Genomic DNA, 18,980 nt, shown 5'->3' on the forward strand with positions numbered 1-18,980 from the left:
GTTAAGTCCATCACACAATGCATTTCGTCAAGAATTTATGACCTTTATTCTGAAACAGTACATCAGTATATTTTAAGATTTCCTGTAAAATTAGAGTGTTGTGAAATCGTTATTGCATGATTTTTTTTTGAAATATGTGTTAGTTTAAGCAGAGCAATTATGTTGTTGAATGAATATATGAAAAAAATATGTTTCACGGTTCTGGTTATGCTGTTAAGTACAGGTGCTATAGCAAATGATCCCCGCACAACGGGTGAGCAGACTGAAGCGACAGCAGCACAGGGGAATATCAGAATTGTCACCCGACCTGAGATTGTCGGGCTTTGGGGTATGCAGATTCCTTCGAATAATAAATGTGTGGAATATTATAATTTCAGAAGCAGTAATGATGTCATTATCAAAAGCGGTGAAGAATGGTCATCGGGTATTTATGATTATCAGCCTTCTGTAGATACCACTACAAAACTGCCTGCATTGGTGCTACAGGTGAAATATGACAATAATGAGAAAGACTGCTCAGGATATCAACAGGATCAGAGTGGTGAAATTTCACAGTATTTTGTGAAATGGAAAAACCCTCAGGTGATTGATTTCTGTACCAATGATAAAGCCGAACAATGTTTTGCGACGCTATACAGAATTTTGCCGTAAATAAAAAATATGATTTATCTGCTCAGAATAAAAAAACCGCTTCAGTAAGCGGTTTTTTTATGAGTATGAACTTTAGGATGCTTCTTTGGCTTCGTGTCCTTCAAGCTGCTTTAACAGATGCTTTTCCAGATAGTGAATATCCATTGCCTGGGAACAGAACTTCTCATCTTTCAGAATCAGATCTTTATGCAAAGGAATATTGGTTTTGATACCGGTCAGGATAATTTCGTCCAGTGCCTGTTTTAAACGAGCAATACAGGTTTCACGATCTTTACCATGTGCAATCAGTTTTGCAATCATGGAGTCGTAATATGGAGGAATGCTGTAACCCTGATAGATATGGGAATCAAGACGGATACCTGCACCACCTGGTGTATAGAAATGTTCAATCAGACCAGGTGAAGGCAGAAAGGTTGTCGGATCTTCAGCATTGATACGACATTCCATAGCATGACCTTTGCACTCAATGTCTTCCTGGACAAGGTTCAGACCAAGACCGGCTGCAATCAGGAGCTGCTGTTCAATGATGTCGATACCGGTAACCATTTCAGTAACAGGATGTTCAACCTGAACACGGGTATTCATTTCAATGAAGAAGAATTCACCTTCTTCAAACAGGAACTCAAATGTTCCTGCACCACGGTACTGCATCAGTTTGCAGGCATTCACACAGGCTTCAAGAATATCTGCACGTGCCTGTTCAGGTAAACCTGGAGCAGGTGCTTCTTCGAGAACTTTCTGATGGCGGCGCTGAAGAGAACAGTCACGGTCGAATAAATGAATGGCATGACCATTACCATCACCTAGTACCTGAACTTCCACATGGCGTGGCTTCTGAAGGAAGCGTTCCATATAGACGGTATCATCACCGAACCACATTTCAGCATCACGCTGTGCAGCCTGTACAGACTCGAGCAGTGTATCAACACGCTCTACAATACGCATACCACGACCACCACCACCAGCTGCTGCTTTAACAATCAGCGGGAAGCCAATTTCTTTTGCTTCAGCCAGTGCATTGTTTGGTGTGACAGCATGAGCAGAACCCGGAACTGTTGGAACACCAGCTTTACGCATCGCCATAATTGCAGAAACTTTGTTCCCCATCAGACGGATATGTTCAGGACGCGGTCCAATAAAGATAAAACCGGAACTTTCTACAATTTCAGCAAATTCAGCATTTTCTGAAAGAAAACCATAACCAGGGTGAATGGCATCAGCACCTGTAATTTCTGCGGCAGTAATAATGGCTGGAATATTCAGATAGCTTTCGCTGCTGGCACCCGGTCCAATACACACGGCTTCATCACAGAAACGTAAATGCATCAGGTCTTTGTCGGCATCTGAATAGATGCCTACAGTTTTGATTCCTAAAGTTTTGCACGCACGGGTGATACGTAAAGCAATTTCACCGCGGTTGGCAATTAAAACTTTTTGCAACATTGTGGATCCCCGTGGACTTAGGCGCGATAGCGGAACAGTGCTTGACCAAACTGAATCACTTCACCATTTTTAACCAGGATTTCTTCAATGACACCGCTTTGAGTTGCCTCAATCGGGTTCATGATTTTCATTGCTTCGATGATACCGAGTGTTTCGCCTGCAGAAACAGTCTGACCTACTTTAATGAATGTAGGTTCACCTGGGCTTGGAGCCGCATAGAACACACCAACCATTGGAGAAGTTTCGACTGCACCACGTGGCGTTTTAGCTACAGGAGCTTCAGCAACTGGAGCGGCCATAGCAGGTACAGTACCGGCAACCATAGGACTGCGACGGGTAAGAGCAATCGACTGATCACCTTCCTTAACTTCGATCGCCTGTAAGTCAGATTCAATCATCAAATCGATGAGCTTCTTGATTTTACGAATATCCATGAGACAGTATTCCTGATTATGATTGCTTGGAAGGTTGAATTTTTTCGATGACGAAATCGAGTGCAGCTGAATAGCCTTTTGCACCCAGTCCACATATAACGCCAGTGGCTTTATCTGAAAGATATGAATGATGTCGGAATGCTTCACGTGCATGCACGTTGGACAGATGGACTTCAATAAATGGTATGGCAACGCCCAACAGGGCATCACGGACTGCGACAGAGGTATGAGTCAGGGCAGCAGGGTTGATGATGATGTACTTCACACCTTCTTTCTGTGCCTGATGAATTCGGTCTACAACAGCGCCTTCCCAGTTGCTCTGGAAAGTTTCGAGTGTAATGGAAGAATGCTGTGCCTGTAGTTTCAGTTGCTGATTGATGTCATCGAGTGTCAGATGTCCATATACTTCTGGTTCGCGCATACCCAGTAAATTCAGATTCGGTCCATGAATGACCAGAATGGTCGAACTCATTCAGCTAACTCCAGTTTATAATTTGCAGGAAACTTTGCAAGATGTCTGCAAAGTTTACCAATTATGGCACATTTTTCTGCAATTTTTTTATAGTTTCTTTAATTTGTCGCGGAATACATGTGTCAGAACAGGCATATATAATGTAAATTTTGCAACTAAATAACAATGTTAAAAAATTACAAATTTAAGGAGCTTTACTTTTTTTTACATTTTAATATGAATTGACCAAAACTGTTCATTGAATTTATGTAAAGAAAACTGTAATAGCCTGAAGGTTATTCTCAAGTCAGAGAAAAACTCAGTATAACAGCCATAAAAATTTATAAGCTCTGAATCTTGTATAAGTGACTTAAAAGATTATATTTATAGAGAATATACGATAAATATGAAAGTTTTATTGTTCCTGTCATGCAAAAGCGGGATAAAACATGATTTTAAGATCAATGCCAAAGCCCCAATATGGTCAGCGCATAGGGCATTTTGATGACCACCGGGGCTGAGGGTACAGAACAGATGTAAATGTTCAATACTTTCTGACTGGCTTTTTACTTCAAAAAAAGATCCTGAAAATTTAAAGATGATTGAAATTTAAACATTTGTTGTTGGCAGAAAATATGAAAGTCAGTATTTAAAACTTTATGGATTAAGTACTTTCTTCAAAAGCAGGGATTGCTGAGGCAATATCAGATAGTATTTCGTCCAGTTACAGCCAAATCAGGAATGATTATGTGGGTAAATAAGACACGATATGCCTGTATTATTGAATAAATTTCATTCAGAGCTGAGTTTTGTTCATGTATTCGCTCAGCACTTTTGCTCAGGTCATGTTTAAATAGGCTATTCAGCCCAGCATGTTGAAGACCGTGTTCCTGCAAGCCAATCAACTGACCATTCCAACACAGATGCATGATTACCCTGAATGGCATAAAGGGCGGATGCATTATGCTCTATGGTATATAGAAATAGTGCAGCCTGAGCTGTTGCTGTATCTGTCAGCACTGAGAAACAGATGTGCAGAATTTCTTGTTCAGCCAAACATCCGGCAGTTTCATATTACGTTGTTTATCTGTGGCTTCTTAAGTCAGAACAAAATCTTTGATGATGACTTCAGCCAGTCAGATTTTCAGCAACAGATGCAGTCGTTGTTACAGCAGGAAATCAGATCATTCCGATTGAAAACAGGGCAGATCCGCAGCTTCAACAGTGCGCTGTTTGTTGAGATCATTGATGAACACAATAGCCTAAGTAAGATCAGAACACTGTTTTCAGATCAATACCAGGAAATAGCTGCTCTGGATTACTGTCCGCATATTACTTTAGGGCTGTATTCAGACGCCATTGAGGGTCAGATCGTATATTCAGAAATTGATCAGCTTGCACAGCGCAGTTTTGACATAGACGTTAAGCATCTGACTTTTGGACACTATGAAGCTAAAATTTTACAGGGTCAGCTTTATCCAGAGCAGCTGATGGAACTGATCTGATATGCATCTACTTTTAAATACAGAATTATTGATTCAGGGAAATGCACAATGTTGCAATTGATACTGGGTGGTGCCCGTTCAGGAAAAAGTCGTCTGGCAGAGCAGACAGCACAGAGTTCACAGCTACCTGTCATTTATATTGCCACCGCACAGGCTTATGATCAGGAAATGCAGGATCGGATTCAGCATCATCAGGAGCATAGACCTGAGCACTGGCAGTTGATTGAAGAGCCACTTTTTCTGGCGGAGTCCCTGTTGCGCATTGATCAGGCTGGGCAACTGATTCTGATTGATTGTCTGACTTTATGGATGAGTAACTTACTCATGCATGAAGATGATGCATTGCAGCATCAGCAGTGTGAACTCTTACTGCGGACTCTACCAGAATTGAAATCTGAGGTGGTGCTGGTCAGTAATGAAACTGGACTGGGTGTCATTCCTATGGGGGAGCTTAGCCGAAAGTTTGTGGATGAATCGGGACGCCTGCATCAGCAACTGGGGAAGATCGCAGATAAGGTCATCTTCTGTGTTGCAGGTTTTCCTATGGTTTTAAAAGATCAAAGTCCATCCGTCTGATCTGCCTGGTGATCAGGGTTAACAGATTTTTAATTTAAGATTCGGATCAATCGAATCTGTACCGTGTAAATAATGAAATGGAGAGATGCAATGAACTGGTGGCAAGACAGCGTGAAACAGCCGAATCTGGATGCAAAAGCACAGGCGGAACAGCGTCAGTCACAACTCACCAAACCTACAGGTTCATTGTCAGAGCTTGAAAATGTTGCTGTACAGCTGGCAGGTCTGCAAAACGTGCAGAAACCCAGTGTGGATGCGCCGTGGATCTGTATCTTTGCAGGTGATCATGGTGTGATGGAAGAAAATATTTCTGCCTATCCTCAGGCGGTAACCCGTCAGATGCTTCAGAACTTTGCAACGGGCGGTGCGTGTATCAGTGTGATTGCAAAGGAATACAACGCAACTTTACAGGTGATAGACTGTGGTTCAGTGGGTGATGTTTACAGCTACACAGGCGTAGAGCGTCACTGTATTGCACATGGTACTGCAAACTTTGCTGAAACAAAGGCAATGACTGAGGAACAGTGTGCGCAGGCTATGCAGCTCGGATATGACAGTGCTGAAAAAGCCATTGAGCAGAATGCAGATATTTATATTGCGGGTGAAATGGGTATTGGAAATACCTGTGCGGCTTCAGCAGTGGCATGTTATCTGCTGAATGAACTGGCAGAGCAACTGACGGGTGTGGGTACAGGGATTCGTGCAGAGCAGCTGGCACATAAAAAACAGGTGATTGATCAGGCGGTTCAACTGCATATGGACTATGTGGCAAATGGTACAGAGCATGATGCATTCAGAGCTTTATGTGCTGTAGGTGGGCTGGAAATCGCAGCGATGACAGGGGCTTATATCCGCTGTGCGCAACGGGGATTGCCTGTCATTGTTGATGGCTTTATCAGCTCCGTTTCAGCATTGATAGCAGTTCGTCTGAATCCCGAGGTTCGTCAGTGGATGCTGTTTGGACACAAGTCAGCGGAGTATGGTCATCAGCGTATTCTGTTAGAATTGAATGCCAGTCCATTATTACAGCTGAACTTACGTTTGGGTGAAGGCAGTGGCGCAGGTGCTGCCTTAGGGGTCATAAAACTGGCATGCAGTCTGCACAACAATATGGCAACCTTTGCAGAGGCAGCGGTTACGGGTGAAAAGGTTTAAGTTTAAATGATGGAGCTGCAGATTGATCTGTTACGTCACGGCGAAACGACTTTAAGCCATACTTTACGTGGTTCTACAGATGATGCACTGACCCAGAACGGGTTCAGACAGATGTGGCAGACTGTTGATCACGTCTGGAACCCGTCGGATAGCTGTCCGTGGCAGATGATCTTTTCATCCAACCTGTTGCGTTGTCAGTCTTTTGCAGAACAGTTACAGGCACGTACACAAAGTCCTTTGATACTGGATGCACAGTTACAGGAAATGCATTTTGGTGACTGGGAAGGACGTTCTACGCAGGATATTTATGAACAGAACGCTGAGTTACTGGCAAATTTCTGGCAACAACCGAGCATGTACTATCCACCCAATGCAGAAAAATATGCCGATTTTCAGCAGCGTGTCTTAAACGCGGTGCAGGATATTTATCAGCAGATGCAAAGACAGCATATTTCAAGGGCTCTGGTTGTGACGCATGGCGGTGTCATTAAGTTTTTAAAATGTCTGGCTTTGCAGCAACCGCTGGACGATCTGCTTAAAATGACTGCACCTTTGGGTCAGCTGTGCAGTATGCAGTTGCTGCTGGATGAACAGTCTAATCAGTATCATTTCAGATTACTGGAGGCACATGAATGACTCCATTTTTAATTGCACTTCAGTTTTTAACGGTATTTCCTGTTCAGCTAAAACAGATGCCATCTCACAGGCAGAATGGTCGGTCACTGTTATTTTATCCAGTGATTGGTCTATTAATAGGACTGCTGCTGTTCGCGGTGGCTTCAGTATTGTATGCGCTGCCTGTTGTTCTGTTAACCACAATCATTCTTGTGTTATGGATCTGGTTGACGGGTGGACTGCACCTGGATGGACTTGCGGATACTGCTGATGCCTGGGTGGGTGGCTTTGGTGATAAGGAACGCACACTTAAAATCATGAAAGACCCTGCCTGTGGTCCGATTGGTGTATTAAGCCTGCTGATTATCTGCCTGTTAAAGTGGTCTGCACTGTATTTATTACTACAGAAGCAGTTTTACACGGCTTTAATACTGTTTCCTGTACTTGGACGACTTGCACCGTTATTTCTGTTTTTAACGACTGACTATGTGCGTAAACAGGGACTGGGTTCGTCCATAGCCGAATATATTCCAAAATACTGGGCAATGTTGATTTTTACAGTCAGCCTGCTGGCCTGTGGTTTCTTTGTGTGGTCGGGTTTGTTGACCGCTGTGGTTTTTATTGCAACGCTGATTTATCTGCGTTTTAAATTTATTCAGCGGATTGGAGGGATTACTGGAGATACTGTGGGCGCAGCAATTGAAATTACAGAAATGTCCAGTTTACTTGCTTTTGTAATCGGCAGTATTTATTTCACAGCTAAACAGATCATCTGATGAATGCCTGTAAGCCATTAGCAGATGGGTGTCTGTCAGGGGTAAATAAAATCGGAAAAGGATCAGCAGGGCTGATCCTTTTTTATGGTGTCAGGCAAACAGATGAATAACAGTATGTATCAGTACAGATCCTGTAATCACCATAAAAATACCCGAAAGTACCATACACAGGCATGCAACAACGCCTTCTTCCTTGTGGCGCATAAAGGCTTTACTGGTACCAAAGCCATGAGCTGCATTTCCAAGGGAAGCACCCTGGGCAAAGTTTGAATTGAGGTGAAGTTTCTTCAGGATCAGATCTGCCAGGGCTACACCGGCAATACCGGTAATCATGGTAAACAGAATCACAAGTTCCACTGAGCCTCCGATATGTGCTGTCAGCTCCATTGCAAAAGGCGTTGAGATCGAACGTGACATCAGACTGTATGAGGTCGCCAGATCAAATTTAAACAGTTTTGCCAGCCAGTAGGCACTGATGATTCCTGACAGCATACCGACTACAACGCCGAGGCTGATGGATATGGCATGTTTTCTGATAATACTGCGGTATTCATAAATTGGAACGGCAAAGCCTACAGTTGCAGGTCCAAGCATCCATACAATCCACTGGCTTTCCTGCATATAGGTCTCGTAGGAAATATGCAGCAGCAGCAGGATGATGATCAGGATAAAAGGGACAAGCATGGCGGGTGACAGCAGCATATATGGATATTTACGATGCAGTTTTTTTACAAGGATGTAACCCACCAGTGTCGCAATGACAAAGCAAATGGAAATAACAGTTGTGCTCATATTATTTTACTTCCATTTCCTGCTGATGATCCTGCGTTGTTGACTTATGGTGTGCCTGTAAGCGCGATTCGAGTTTAAAGCCAAAATGTACGGCATAAGCAGTGGAAACCATCACAGTGACCGTACCGATTACAACGGCAACAACCATTTGCCAGCCCTGAGTCATAAACAGGTGTTTGTATTTGATCAGTCCTACAACACAGGGAATAAAAAACAGAACCAGTTCTCCAAGAATGAAATCTGAACCTGATTTTATCCATTGCAGTTTAAAAACTCCGCTCAGGAGTGCGAAAAGCATAAGGAACAGACCAATCACACCTGCAGATACAGGGATATTTAAAAGCTTTTGCAATACAGAGCCAATCCACCAGATAAAAATCAGCAGGCTGAGTTGAAATATGATTTTCAGTAGGACGGACTGGTTTAAAGATCTGAATGTTATGGACATGATGACAGCATATTTTGTGAAACTGAGTGTATTTTAAAGTTGACTGCACGCAATGATTATGAATAATTAAAAAATAATTATGCCTTAATAGAATAATATGCCGTGGATATCAAAAGCCTCAATATTTTTGTCCAGATTGTGCAGTGTGGCAGTTTCAGCCGTGCAGCAGATCTGCTGCATCTGACACAGCCAACCCTGAGTAAGGCAGTCCGGCAGCTGGAAGATGAGCTGGATGTGGCGTTGTTTCATAAGGGGGATGGAGGGCGTAAAAGGGATACACAGCTGACTTATACTGGCGAACAGATATATCAGCATGCCTTGGTGATTCTTGAAGAGCAGCAACAGATCAGGGAAACGGTTGCAAGAGTCCGTACACTGAAACAGGGTAAACTCAGGCTGGGTTTACCACCACTGGGTTCCGTACTGCTCAGTACATTGATTGCAACGTTTCATAAACAGTATCCAGAGGTTGAGCTGAGCTTCTTTGAGGTTGGTGCAACAGGAATAGAAGATGCCATTCTTGCAAAAAAAGTGGATGTTGGCATTATTCTTGGGCATTTAAAACCAAAACTGGGCGGGATTCAGATCATGGATTCACCGCTGTGCTTACTGTCATTAAAGGATTCACAGTGGCGTGGGCGAACATCAGTGTCGCTTGCTGAACTGAAAGAGGAATCCTTTTTACTCTACGACGATACATTTACACTAAATAATATGATCATTTCTGCCGCTCAGCATGCTGGATTTGAACTGGAGATTGTCTGTAAAAGCAGCCAGTGGGACTTTATCGCCAAAATGGTCGAGTCCAATGTAGGAATAGCATTATTGCCTAAAATTTACTGTGAACAGTTAAATCAGGAAAAATTCAACATCAGTCAGCTGGAAAACTCTGGTTTGAACTGGGCTTTAAGTATGGCATGGAATACGACGGTAGCCATGAGTCCTGCCACACGGGCATGGTTACAGATTATAGAAAACAATCTGGACAGGATTCATTTCTGAAGCTGGTTCAGCCATGTCTGAACTGTTCTGACAACTTCAGCAGGCTGTTTTATCCATGCACTGTGCTGATGACCTTTTACTGTCCTGCTCAGGTCAAGGCTGATTACTTGAGGATTCTGAAAGTAACGACTCAAACCCAGCATGGAGCTGAGTGGAGCAAAGTCATCCTGGTTCAGGTGAATAAATAAAGCCTGCTCAGGTGAAAGTGTGTTTATAGTGCCCGTGATATGTTGGTAGCCGGCAGTGAATATGGTTCTGGACCAGTCCCGCATCAGTGTTCTGGCTTCTTTATAACCAAAGCCAATTTTATAACCTGCAAGATAACCATCTTTCAAAATCATGGTATTAATTGCGGCAGCTGCTTTGAGAATATTGAATTTACCTTTCAGATCCCAGTATTTTAAACCGATATTTCCTGTCGCTATTCCAATTACCTGAACAGCATGTTGTTGGGCATAGAGGGTTGCAAGATGTCCGCCCAGGCTGTGTCCCAGTAAAACAGGTGGTCTGGAGGAAACAGAACAGGCAGCCTTATACAGTTCAGGGATAAAAAAATTCAGCAGATCTGCATAGCCATAATCAAATGTTCTGGAAACCTCAGGTCTGTTCTGACCACAGCCAGGATAGTCCGCCGTGATGACCTGTATATTGACCGAAAGCAGTTGCTGAATAAACAGATCATATTTCGCAACAGGCACGCCCAGAGCTGGGAGCAGAATAACAACAGCTCCGTCTGGATATGTGCTGTACAACTGTACCGGTATTTCTGCCAGCTGTTTAAAGTGAAATGCAGTTGTTAAAGGCGCCAGTATGTTCATGATTCAACCTGTTCAGTGTTGGGAGAATGTCTGTTTAGTGGATTTAACTGAATCATCAGCCCCAGCCCCGCTTTGTTCAGCAGTGCTGTTCTGGAATGAGGATGCCTTGTGGATTCCTGTTGGATCAGTGTTTTAAAGTCACTGAGAAAATGATCTCGCGGATAGCGTTCCAGTAATTGCTCTGTAAATGCTGCAGGTATCAGATGCAGATTTGCACCTGTTACATCACAGGCGGTTGCTTTCTGTAACATCAGGATTTCTTTACTGAGTGTTTTATCATTTTCATCAAGATGACCATTCATGTGCAGGCAGATGGCATCACAGATATTCTGGATCTTTTGTTCTGAATAATTATGCTTCTGACATAAAATTTCAGCTTGTTTTGCACTTTCAAGGGTAAAGCAATGGCAGGCATGCAGGCTTAATTCGCTGACCAGTCCAAGATCATGCATAAAACTGGCTACAGCAAAGTCTTCCTGATCAAACTGCCATTTTTTTTGATGTGCAATGGCTGTACCTATAAAATAGGTTCTGAGTGAATGAGCTGTAACGGATGGGTTCTGAGCGTATTCAAGTTCCTGAAAAGCTTCTTTCACAATATTTGAATCAGGAATGACAATATCGGATATCCGCAGTGCGGAGCAATGTTTTCTGGAAGTTATCCCTGATCGGATAAAACTGACGGTAACAGGCATAAGAATGCTTTGAATCAGTCTGAATTTTTCTTTAAATGTCAATCGACCCTGTGTTTTTTGAACCCACTGATAATCACCAATCATAGCTGCCTCTATATTTTAGAGTATTTACTCTAAAATATAGGTAGTTTTCCTGTAGCGCAAATATTTTTATTTAAAGCTGTATGATCAATATCTTACATTGATAATCAGGTATGAATCATCAGCAGTGCGATCTGGGAAATATGATAAAACTGATCTGCGCAGATGAACTGACCGGTTGTGGAAACCTGATGTTCAGTAAAAACATTACCTTGTCATAAAATTACAGTATATTGATAAGAACACGGTCAATTTTATTCAGGCAAATGAGCGAAACCCATTCATCCATTCCTCGGGTACCCAAATACATTCCAATACGTGATGCCATCGCGCATGAAATCGAGTCCGGTCAGCTTGAACGGAATTCAAAACTGCCGTCTGAACGTGTACTTTCAGAACAGTTTGCAACAACCCGTGTTGCTGTACGTGAAGCATTACTGGCACTGGAAATGGACGGGTTTATTTACCGGCTTGACCGCCGTGGCTGGTATATCAGGGCGCCCAGAATTATTTATGAACCACAGTCAACCAAAAGTTTTAATCAGTATGTGATGGAACAGGGTGCTGTGCCTTCAACTGAGCTGATGACGGTTGAAACGGTTGATGCAACATCCTGGGATGCGGTTCATCTCAGTATCCGTACAGGTGATCCTGTTTATTCAGTGTGGCGGCGCAGAAGTATTAATGGCAGACCTGTAGTGGTGGAGCATTTGCGTATTAATGCCCAGCTGTTTCCTGATCTGACAGAACATGATCTTGCTCAGTCCGTGACAGTCCTGATGGCAGAGCAGTATCAGCGTAATTTGACCAGAGCTCATATCAGTCTTTATCCGACTGCTTTTTCAGAACAGCAGGCTAAAGCCCTGCATGTCAATATCGGTTCAATGGGCTTATATATCTGCCGGACGAACCGTGACCAGGATGGTGTGATTACAGATGTGGATCAGGAATACTGGCTGCATGATGTACTTGATCTGCATTTTGATGCAGAGGGAACAAACTGAAGAAATAATTAATCTGGTTTAAACCAGATTAATTAAATTGTCATAATACTTTGTTGAAATACTGGCTATCAAAGATGCTTTCTTCAGGAACAGCAGATGCGCCAGTATGGACAGAGTTATAAAAAATATGCGGCAGTACTGAGCTCAATAGTACTGATGACTTCCCTTGTAACGGGATGTACAACAAATTCAGGTGCTCAGCCTCAGGAACAGCTGACAGTCTACACGGCTGTTGAAGCCGAACAGTTAAAACGCTATCAGTGGGAATTAAGAAAAGCACATCCTGAATTAAGGGTGAAATGGGTACGTGATTCCACGGGTGTAATTACTGCAAGATTACTTGCTGAACAGAAAAATCCTCAGGCTGATGTCATCATGGGGCTGGCACTGACCAGTCTGCTGGTCATGCAGGATAAAAACCTGCTTGAACCGTATAAACCCGCACATTCAGATCAGCTGAAAAAAGACTTTGTCAGTGCAGAACCAGTACCCGTATGGACAGGGATGACCGCATGGGAGTCAGCAGTCTGTGTCAATACAATTGAACTGAAAAAGAAGAATCTGCCTGTACCCCGCAGCTGGAAAGACCTGACCAATCCTGTTTATAAAGGATTGATTGTGATGCCGAACCCGGCATCCAGTGGTACAGGCTATCTGGATGTGACAGCATGGATGCAGATTTTTGGTGAAAAACAGGCGTGGGAATACATGAGCGCACTGGACAAAAACGTATCTCAGTATGTTCATTCAGGTTCAAAGCCATGCAAGATGGCAGCCCAGGGCGAAACCATCATAGGCATTTCATTCGGTTACCCAGGCTTTAAACTCAGATCACGCGGTGCTCCGCTTGAAATCGTTTATCCATCTGAAGGACTGGGATGGGAAATGGAAGCCTCAGCAATAGTCAAAGGCACACGACATTTAAGCAGTGCGCAGAAATTTATCGACTGGACGGTAAGCCAGGCTGCCAATCAGGCATATGCACAGAATTTTTCCATGGTTGCGCATAAAGCAGTCACATCAACCAATCCCGATTTTCCAAAAGATCTGTCTCAAAGACTGGTAAAAAATGATTTTTACTGGGCAGCAGAAAACCGTGAACGAATTTTAAATCAGTGGTCACAGAAGTTTGAACACTGAACAACAGATTATAAAGAACAGAATGGATAAAACATGCAGATTCCGGCACATTTAAAAAACAGGATCTCTGATCAGAATCAGACCTCAGCAGGTCATCTGATCACCACACTGAAAACCTATTCAGTATCGTCTTCAGCCAGTGTGCTGGATGTAGTGGATGTCCGTAAGTCATTTGGGCAGACGACTGTACTTGAGCATATCAATCTGGATCTGAAAGCAGGTGAATTTGTCAGCTTTCTGGGGCCATCGGGCTGTGGTAAAACCACTTTGCTGCGGATTATTGCGGGGCTTGAACACCCTGATTATGGTCGGATCGTGAAGCATGGGCAGGATATCAGTCAGCAGACGACAGCAAAACGTAAATGTGGAATTGTGTTCCAGAACTATGCGCTGTTTCCGAACCTGACTGTTACTGAAAATATTGCATTTGGATTGCATAAAAAACAGTGGACGCGTGAACAGACAGAACAGCGTGTAGATGAATTACTGGCATTGATTGAACTGAGTCACTGTAAATTCAAATACCCAGATCAGCTCTCCGGTGGGCAGCAGCAGCGTGTGGCACTGGCTCGGGCAATTGCACCTCGCCCAGATATTCTGCTGCTGGATGAACCATTGTCTGCACTGGATGCACTGGTGCGTATCAGTCTGCGTCAGAAAATCAGGAATATTCAGCAGCAGTTGAACCTGCCAGCCATTATGGTGACACATGATCAGGAGGAAGCGCTGAGTATCTCTGACCGTATTGCAGTGATGAATGCAGGCATTATTGAACAGATGGATACGCCTCACAATATTTATTACCGACCACAGACCCGGTTTGTTGCGCAGTTTATTGGTAGTATGAACTTCATGCAGGCTCAGGCTGAAAAACACAGTCAGCTCAGGGTCGATCAGGACGTTATCTGCCATGTTGCAGCTAAGACATTTGAAAATGGTCATCAGTTTGAAATTGCATTCCGTCCTGAAAATGCTCAGCTGATGAGTATGGATACTGAAGCCAGTAAAGATGATCTGGTTTTCCCTGTCCGACTGGTCAGCAGTGAATTTTTGGGGGCTAAACGCCGTGTATTCTGTACAGGATTGCTGAATCAGCATGATCATAAGGAGCTGATTCAGGTCGATATTGAAAACCATCAGGCTGAACAGCTGTCTGAAACCATGAAGATCAGAGTTCCGGTCAGTGCGCTGCATATATTTGATATGCAGGGGCGTGCATTATGCTGAATCAGAACACTGCAGATGCCATTTTAAAAAGTCAGCACTACCGACGACCGCGTTATTCACTGAGTGCAACCCTGGTACTGCTGACAGGAGCTGTTTTATTAAGCATCAGTCTGATTCTGCCCCTGGTGGTATTACTGAAAAGTGCTTTTTTGAATGATGTCGGACATTACACAGGACTGGATAATTTCACGGCGTATTTTTCAAATCCGGCACTGTTGTCCTCCATATTCAATTCCATCTGGATTGCATGTGTTGCAACACTGATTACAGTTTCCCTGGCAGGTGTATATGCATTCACGCTGTGCTGTACACCTGTAAAAGGCAAAGCATTCTTTAAAACAGTGGCATTTCTGCCTATTCTCGCACCCTCCATCCTGCCTTCGCTTGCTTTGGTTTATCTGTTCGGGCAACAGGGCGTACTGAAATCATTTATTGGTGATACTGAAATTTATGGACCGGTCGGCATTTTACTGAGTTATTGTTTCTGGTTATTTCCTGCCATGGTGATGTTGTTGATGAGTGCTTTTCGCAGTATTGATCAGCGTCTGATGGAGGCCTCAATGTCACTGGGGAAAAATACATGGCAGACGCATCTGGCTGTAACTTTACCTGCGGTACGTTATGGACTGGTCAGTGCCTGCCTGGTGGCTTTTACATACGTCATTACGGATTTTGGAATTCCTAAAGTGATTGGTGGCTCATTCAATATGATGGCACTGGACGTTTATAAACAGATCATTGGTCAGCAGAATATGAGTATGGGAGCAGTTATTTCCTTACTATTGCTATGTCCTGCAGTTCTGGCATTTATTTTTGACCGTTATCAGAGCCGTCGTCAGGCACGATTTCAGAATTTTCAGATTAAACCCTATGCCATAAAACAGCATCCTGTAGTTCAGAAAGTACTGACAGCGTTCTGTTGTATGGTTGCCGGTTTTATTGTGCTGATTATTCTGACAGCGGTGATTGCTTCATTTATCCGCTACTGGCCTTATGATCTTTCTTTGACGCTGAATCACTACCGTTTTGATTATGTGGATGGTGGTGGCTGGAGCAGCTATTTCAACTCTCTGAAACTGGCTTTGTTTACGACTGTTGCAGGCACAGTGATTATTTTCCTAATGGCATTGTTTACTGAACGTTTTAAAGGGCATCCTTTTCTGAAAAATTATGTGCAGATTCTGGTCCTGTTACCGCTGGCTGTACCAGGACTTGTACTTGGGATTGCTTATATTCTGTTTTTCAATGTACCTGGAAGTCCGTTGTCAGCTATCTATGGAACCATGACGCTGCTGGTGATCTCGACCATTATTCACTATTACACCGTGCCGCATCTGACGCTGGTCAGTGCAGTCAAACAGATTCCGCTTCAGCTTGATCAGGCTGCTCAAAGCCTGGGCAGCAGTCGGTGGACGATGTTTCATAAAGTTTATCTGCCGATGACATTTCCTGCGGTGTGTGATGTATCGGTTTATCTGTTCGTCAATGCCATGACCACCGTGTCCGCAGCTATTTTCCTTTATTCACCTGATACCAGTCTTGCTGCTGTGGCAGTACTGAATATGGACGATGCCGGAGATACCGTTGCAGCAGTTGCCATGAGTATTCTGATCCTGATGACATCCTGCCTGGTAAAACTGCTGCACTGGCTGCTGACCGCCAGAATTATGAAATCCAGTCAGCGGTGGCGGGAAAGCACGCAGTAAATCTGAACAGAATTTATTACTGAATTTTTAACCTACAAAATTTACCTGAAATATTTTTCATGCTTTCCCTCAAAGCAGGGACTGCTGCACCCTGAAAAATCTTACGGAATATGGTGAGACACAATGAAAATACTTGATTCAGACCTGATTATTGTCGGGGCTGGTATTCTTGGACTCTCGGCGGCCATTCAGGCTGCTGAACAGGGGCTTAAAGTTCAGCTCTTTGAAAAAGATGCAGAGCCAGTCGGTGCAACACGGCGCAATTTCGGCATGGTCGGGACATCCACACTGACCCATCCTGAGGGTGAATGGCATAAACACGCACTGAGTACACGTGACTTTTATCAGCGGATTCAGGCACAGACGGATATTTCCTTTCAACAGCGAAATGGACTGTATCTGGCCAATACAGAGCTTGAATGGCAGGTGCTGAACGAATTTGCAGTGTCAGCCCCTGATTATGACATTCCTGTTCAGCTGCTCAGCCGAGAGCAGACACTGCAGCAGTTTGGCTGGATCAACCCACAGGCAGATATACGGGGAGGAATGATTTTCCATGAAGATTATTCCGTAGAACCACAGCTGATTGGAAAGCGTCTTTTACAGTATGCACAACAGTTCGGTGTTGAAATCCACTGTAATGCCTGTGTTGTTAAAACATCAGCGGGGCTCGGTATAAAAGAGGTTCATCTGGCTTCAGGTGAAACATACAGGACTGCAAAAGTGCTGATCTGTCATGGTGAACTGACACAGTTACTTTATCCAGAACTTCTTCAGAATATGGGGTTGTTACGCTGTAGTCTGCAGATGGCACTGACACAGCCCTTTAAACAGCATCTGAATGCTTCTGTCTATTCGGGACTGTCCATTTCTCGTTATCCCGCTTTTGAAATCTGTAGCAGTCATGCGGAACTGACCGATGAATCCAGACAGGGACTGGTCAAAGACTACGGCATTCATATTCTGCTGAAACAGAATGCGTATGGTCAGATTATCCTGGGTGACAGTCATGAATATTATCCCGTCGAAGAAATGCCACAGTTTTACCAGCGTGAAGAAATCAATCATTTCATACAGGATTATTGTCAGACAAAAATCGGGCTGACCTTGCCCCAGATTGAATTCCGCTGGAATGGTTATTACCTCACACATCCTGAACAACCAGCATGTGTGACTGAAGCAGAGCCAGGTATTTTCCTGATCAGTGCTGTTGCTGGTAAAGGAATGACCACCGGTGCAGGATTTATGAAAGAAATGCTCGAAAAGCACATTTTTTAAACGACTTGTAATCTGGTTTAAACCAGATTTATATATACTGTATTAAATCCAATCAAAGCGATGAAAATATGAACGCATTAACTGAACTGAATAACAATTATCTGCTGCTGACTCCAGGACCACTTTCGACATCTGTGGGTGTCAGACGTGCAATGCAGAAAGACTGGTGTACGTGGGACAAAGAATATAACCAGCTGGTGCAGGAGATCCGTCTGCGCCTGGTTGGACTGGCGACTGTACAGAAAGAGCTATATAGCGCCGTGCTGATGCAGGGTAGCGGCAGTTTTGCAGTGGAATCCGTACTGGGCTCTGTGATTCCTTCAGATGGCAAAATCCTGATTATCAATAACGGTGCCTATGGTGCACGAATGGTTCAGATGGCACGTTGCCTGAAAATTGATGTTGTTGAACTGCGCTGTCCTGAAACCGAAATTCCTTCCATGCAGGATATAGAGCAGGCACTGGAAGATGCGGCATTGACCCATGTGGCATGTGTACATTGTGAGACAACCACAGGTCTGCTTAATCCGATCGCAGAAATTGGTCAGCGGGTTAAAGCTGCAGGAAAAACATGGATTGTGGATGCCATGAGCTCTTTTGGTGGCGTACCGATGGATATTGCAGAGCTGGAAATAGATTTTCTGATTTCAAGTGCAAACAAATGCATACAGGGTGTACCCGGTTTCGGTTTTGTCCTGGCTAAACGTGATGTGCTGGAAAACTGCAAAGGACTGGCAAGATCGGTCAGTCTGGATCTCTATGACCAGTGGCAGACCATGGAACAGTTCAATGGTAAATGGCGTTTCACATCGCCAACCCATGTAGTTCATGCTTTTTATCAGGCTCTGGTTGAACTGGAGCAGGAAGGTGGTGTCCAGGCAAGATATCAGCGCTATCTGACCAGTCAGAAAACGCTGTCTGAAGGAATGCAAGCGCTGGGTTTCCAGCTGGTACTTGAAAATACAACACCGCAGTCGCCAGTCATTACCACCTTTTTATATCCAGATACTGCAGATTTCAGCTTTCAGCATCTGTATGAAAATCTGAAACAGGCAGGTTTTGTGATTTATCCAGGAAAAGTTACAGACCTGAACTGCTTCCGTATTGGAAATATCGGAGAGGTTTATCCAGAAGATATCCGTCGTTTACTCGGTGCACTGAAGCAATACAGTGCAGCATAAAA

At 43.8% G+C, this 18,980-nt stretch carries 20 protein-coding genes; 13 read left to right on the forward strand and 7 right to left on the reverse strand.

Features of this window, described 5'->3' with window-relative positions; genetic code table 11:
* Positions 1 to 177 precede the first annotated feature (177 nt).
* On the forward strand, positions 178 to 651 hold the full coding sequence (locus tag CDG60_RS08875) for a hypothetical protein (RefSeq protein WP_087514037.1): 474 nt from the start codon (positions 178 to 180) through the stop codon (positions 649 to 651).
* Between the two features lie 72 nt (positions 652 to 723).
* On the opposite strand, the gene accC is transcribed toward CDG60_RS08875, so the two are convergent.
* Genes accC through aroQ form a run of 3 tightly spaced genes read right to left on the reverse strand, consistent with a single transcriptional unit; the run spans position 724 to position 3,000 of the window.
* Positions 724 to 2,094, reverse strand: coding sequence for an acetyl-CoA carboxylase biotin carboxylase subunit (gene accC, locus CDG60_RS08880; RefSeq protein ID WP_087514001.1), 1,371 nt, complete (start codon positions 2,092 to 2,094; stop codon positions 724 to 726).
* Between the two features lie 17 nt (positions 2,095 to 2,111).
* A complete protein-coding gene (locus CDG60_RS08885) occupies positions 2,112 to 2,528 on the reverse strand; it encodes an acetyl-CoA carboxylase biotin carboxyl carrier protein (protein WP_087514002.1) in 417 nt (138 codons plus the stop codon).
* A 16-nt stretch (positions 2,529 to 2,544) separates the two neighbouring features.
* On the reverse strand, positions 2,545 to 3,000 hold the full coding sequence (aroQ, locus tag CDG60_RS08890; protein ID WP_087514003.1) for a type II 3-dehydroquinate dehydratase: 456 nt from the start codon (positions 2,998 to 3,000) through the stop codon (positions 2,545 to 2,547).
* Between the two features lie 851 nt (positions 3,001 to 3,851).
* Here aroQ and CDG60_RS08895 point away from each other — a divergent pair.
* The 5 genes from CDG60_RS08895 to CDG60_RS08915 all read left to right on the forward strand — a co-directional run bounded on the left by CDG60_RS08895 (position 3,852) and on the right by CDG60_RS08915 (position 7,606).
* Entirely contained in the window at positions 3,852 to 4,484 is a 633-nt protein-coding gene (locus CDG60_RS08895; RefSeq protein ID WP_087514004.1) for a 2'-5' RNA ligase family protein, read from the forward strand.
* Between the two features lie 48 nt (positions 4,485 to 4,532).
* A complete protein-coding gene (cobU, locus tag CDG60_RS08900; protein ID WP_087514005.1) occupies positions 4,533 to 5,060 on the forward strand; it encodes a bifunctional adenosylcobinamide kinase/adenosylcobinamide-phosphate guanylyltransferase in 528 nt (175 codons plus the stop codon).
* 90 nt (positions 5,061 to 5,150) lie between these two features.
* Positions 5,151 to 6,215, forward strand: a complete 1,065-nt coding sequence (gene cobT / locus CDG60_RS08905) for a nicotinate-nucleotide--dimethylbenzimidazole phosphoribosyltransferase (RefSeq protein ID WP_087514006.1) — start codon at positions 5,151 to 5,153, stop codon at positions 6,213 to 6,215.
* Between the two features lie 6 nt (positions 6,216 to 6,221).
* Positions 6,222 to 6,851 carry a histidine phosphatase family protein gene (locus CDG60_RS08910; RefSeq protein ID WP_227542947.1) on the forward strand — a complete coding sequence of 210 codons (630 nt, stop codon included), beginning with the start codon at positions 6,222 to 6,224 and terminating at the stop codon, positions 6,849 to 6,851.
* On the forward strand, positions 6,848 to 7,606 hold the full coding sequence (locus tag CDG60_RS08915) for an adenosylcobinamide-GDP ribazoletransferase (RefSeq protein WP_087514007.1): 759 nt from the start codon (positions 6,848 to 6,850) through the stop codon (positions 7,604 to 7,606). The genes CDG60_RS08910 and CDG60_RS08915 overlap by 4 nt, the downstream gene beginning before the upstream one ends.
* Before the next feature lie 90 nt (positions 7,607 to 7,696).
* Here CDG60_RS08915 and CDG60_RS08920 read toward each other — a convergent pair whose 3' ends face one another.
* Complete coding sequence (locus tag CDG60_RS08920) at positions 7,697 to 8,398, reverse strand: LrgB family protein (RefSeq protein ID WP_087514008.1); 702 nt, start codon at positions 8,396 to 8,398, stop codon at positions 7,697 to 7,699.
* A 1-nt stretch (position 8,399) separates the two neighbouring features.
* Positions 8,400 to 8,846 carry a CidA/LrgA family protein gene (locus tag CDG60_RS08925; protein ID WP_087514009.1) on the reverse strand — a complete coding sequence of 149 codons (447 nt, stop codon included), beginning with the start codon at positions 8,844 to 8,846 and terminating at the stop codon, positions 8,400 to 8,402.
* 102 nt (positions 8,847 to 8,948) lie between these two features.
* On the opposite strand from CDG60_RS08925, the gene CDG60_RS08930 reads away from it, so the two are divergent.
* Complete coding sequence (locus tag CDG60_RS08930) at positions 8,949 to 9,848, forward strand: LysR family transcriptional regulator (protein ID WP_087514010.1); 900 nt, start codon at positions 8,949 to 8,951, stop codon at positions 9,846 to 9,848.
* Here the strand turns inward: CDG60_RS08930 and CDG60_RS08935 are convergent.
* On the reverse strand, positions 9,839 to 10,666 hold the full coding sequence (locus CDG60_RS08935) for an alpha/beta fold hydrolase (RefSeq protein ID WP_087514011.1): 828 nt from the start codon (positions 10,664 to 10,666) through the stop codon (positions 9,839 to 9,841). The two genes, CDG60_RS08930 and CDG60_RS08935, sit on opposite strands and share 10 nt — an antisense overlap.
* Complete coding sequence (locus CDG60_RS08940) at positions 10,663 to 11,445, reverse strand: HD domain-containing protein (protein WP_087514012.1); 783 nt, start codon at positions 11,443 to 11,445, stop codon at positions 10,663 to 10,665. The genes CDG60_RS08935 and CDG60_RS08940 overlap by 4 nt, the downstream gene beginning before the upstream one ends.
* A gap of 263 nt (positions 11,446 to 11,708) precedes the next feature.
* Between CDG60_RS08940 and CDG60_RS08945 the strand changes: the two genes are divergently transcribed.
* From CDG60_RS08945 to phnW, 6 genes are all read left to right on the forward strand, one after another.
* Positions 11,709 to 12,446, forward strand: a complete 738-nt coding sequence (locus CDG60_RS08945) for a UTRA domain-containing protein (RefSeq protein ID WP_087514013.1) — start codon at positions 11,709 to 11,711, stop codon at positions 12,444 to 12,446.
* Positions 12,447 to 12,602: 156 nt separating this feature from the next.
* Complete coding sequence (locus CDG60_RS08950; RefSeq protein ID WP_406565311.1) at positions 12,603 to 13,586, forward strand: putative 2-aminoethylphosphonate ABC transporter substrate-binding protein; 984 nt, start codon at positions 12,603 to 12,605, stop codon at positions 13,584 to 13,586.
* A gap of 33 nt (positions 13,587 to 13,619) precedes the next feature.
* Positions 13,620 to 14,813, forward strand: coding sequence for an ABC transporter ATP-binding protein (locus CDG60_RS08955; protein ID WP_087514015.1), 1,194 nt, complete (start codon positions 13,620 to 13,622; stop codon positions 14,811 to 14,813).
* Positions 14,807 to 16,519: a putative 2-aminoethylphosphonate ABC transporter permease subunit gene (locus CDG60_RS08960; protein ID WP_087514016.1), complete on the forward strand. Its 1,713-nt coding sequence runs from the start codon at positions 14,807 to 14,809 to the stop codon at positions 16,517 to 16,519. Before CDG60_RS08955 ends, CDG60_RS08960 begins: the two co-directional genes overlap by 7 nt.
* A 123-nt stretch (positions 16,520 to 16,642) precedes the next feature.
* On the forward strand, positions 16,643 to 17,797 hold the full coding sequence (locus tag CDG60_RS08965; RefSeq protein WP_087514017.1) for a TIGR03364 family FAD-dependent oxidoreductase: 1,155 nt from the start codon (positions 16,643 to 16,645) through the stop codon (positions 17,795 to 17,797).
* A 68-nt stretch (positions 17,798 to 17,865) separates the two neighbouring features.
* Positions 17,866 to 18,978, forward strand: coding sequence for a 2-aminoethylphosphonate--pyruvate transaminase (gene phnW, locus CDG60_RS08970; RefSeq protein WP_087514018.1), 1,113 nt, complete (start codon positions 17,866 to 17,868; stop codon positions 18,976 to 18,978).
* Positions 18,979 to 18,980: the final 2 nt, after the last annotated feature.

The sequence above is a fragment of the Acinetobacter chinensis genome (assembly GCF_002165375.2).
Classification (GTDB): Bacteria; Pseudomonadota; Gammaproteobacteria; order Pseudomonadales; family Moraxellaceae; genus Acinetobacter; species Acinetobacter chinensis.

Coding starts and splice junctions, on each gene's coding strand:
- CDG60_RS08875 (WP_087514037.1), top strand. CDS start 178: ATGAAAAAAATATGTTTCACGGTTCTGGTTATGCTGTTAAGTACAGGT.
- accC (WP_087514001.1), bottom strand. CDS start 2,094: ATGTTGCAAAAAGTTTTAATTGCCAACCGCGGTGAAATTGCTTTACGT.
- CDG60_RS08885 (WP_087514002.1), bottom strand. CDS start 2,528: ATGGATATTCGTAAAATCAAGAAGCTCATCGATTTGATGATTGAATCT.
- aroQ (WP_087514003.1), bottom strand. CDS start 3,000: ATGAGTTCGACCATTCTGGTCATTCATGGACCGAATCTGAATTTACTG.
- CDG60_RS08895 (WP_087514004.1), top strand. CDS start 3,852: ATGTTGAAGACCGTGTTCCTGCAAGCCAATCAACTGACCATTCCAACA.
- cobU (WP_087514005.1), top strand. CDS start 4,533: ATGTTGCAATTGATACTGGGTGGTGCCCGTTCAGGAAAAAGTCGTCTG.
- cobT (WP_087514006.1), top strand. CDS start 5,151: ATGAACTGGTGGCAAGACAGCGTGAAACAGCCGAATCTGGATGCAAAA.
- CDG60_RS08910 (WP_227542947.1), top strand. CDS start 6,222: ATGATGGAGCTGCAGATTGATCTGTTACGTCACGGCGAAACGACTTTA.
- CDG60_RS08915 (WP_087514007.1), top strand. CDS start 6,848: ATGACTCCATTTTTAATTGCACTTCAGTTTTTAACGGTATTTCCTGTT.
- CDG60_RS08920 (WP_087514008.1), bottom strand. CDS start 8,398: ATGAGCACAACTGTTATTTCCATTTGCTTTGTCATTGCGACACTGGTG.
- CDG60_RS08925 (WP_087514009.1), bottom strand. CDS start 8,846: ATGTCCATAACATTCAGATCTTTAAACCAGTCCGTCCTACTGAAAATC.
- CDG60_RS08935 (WP_087514011.1), bottom strand. CDS start 10,666: ATGAACATACTGGCGCCTTTAACAACTGCATTTCACTTTAAACAGCTG.
- CDG60_RS08940 (WP_087514012.1), bottom strand. CDS start 11,445: ATGATTGGTGATTATCAGTGGGTTCAAAAAACACAGGGTCGATTGACA.
- CDG60_RS08945 (WP_087514013.1), top strand. CDS start 11,709: ATGAGCGAAACCCATTCATCCATTCCTCGGGTACCCAAATACATTCCA.
- CDG60_RS08950 (WP_406565311.1), top strand. CDS start 12,603: ATGACTTCCCTTGTAACGGGATGTACAACAAATTCAGGTGCTCAGCCT.
- CDG60_RS08955 (WP_087514015.1), top strand. CDS start 13,620: ATGCAGATTCCGGCACATTTAAAAAACAGGATCTCTGATCAGAATCAG.
- CDG60_RS08960 (WP_087514016.1), top strand. CDS start 14,807: ATGCTGAATCAGAACACTGCAGATGCCATTTTAAAAAGTCAGCACTAC.
- CDG60_RS08965 (WP_087514017.1), top strand. CDS start 16,643: ATGAAAATACTTGATTCAGACCTGATTATTGTCGGGGCTGGTATTCTT.
- phnW (WP_087514018.1), top strand. CDS start 17,866: ATGAACGCATTAACTGAACTGAATAACAATTATCTGCTGCTGACTCCA.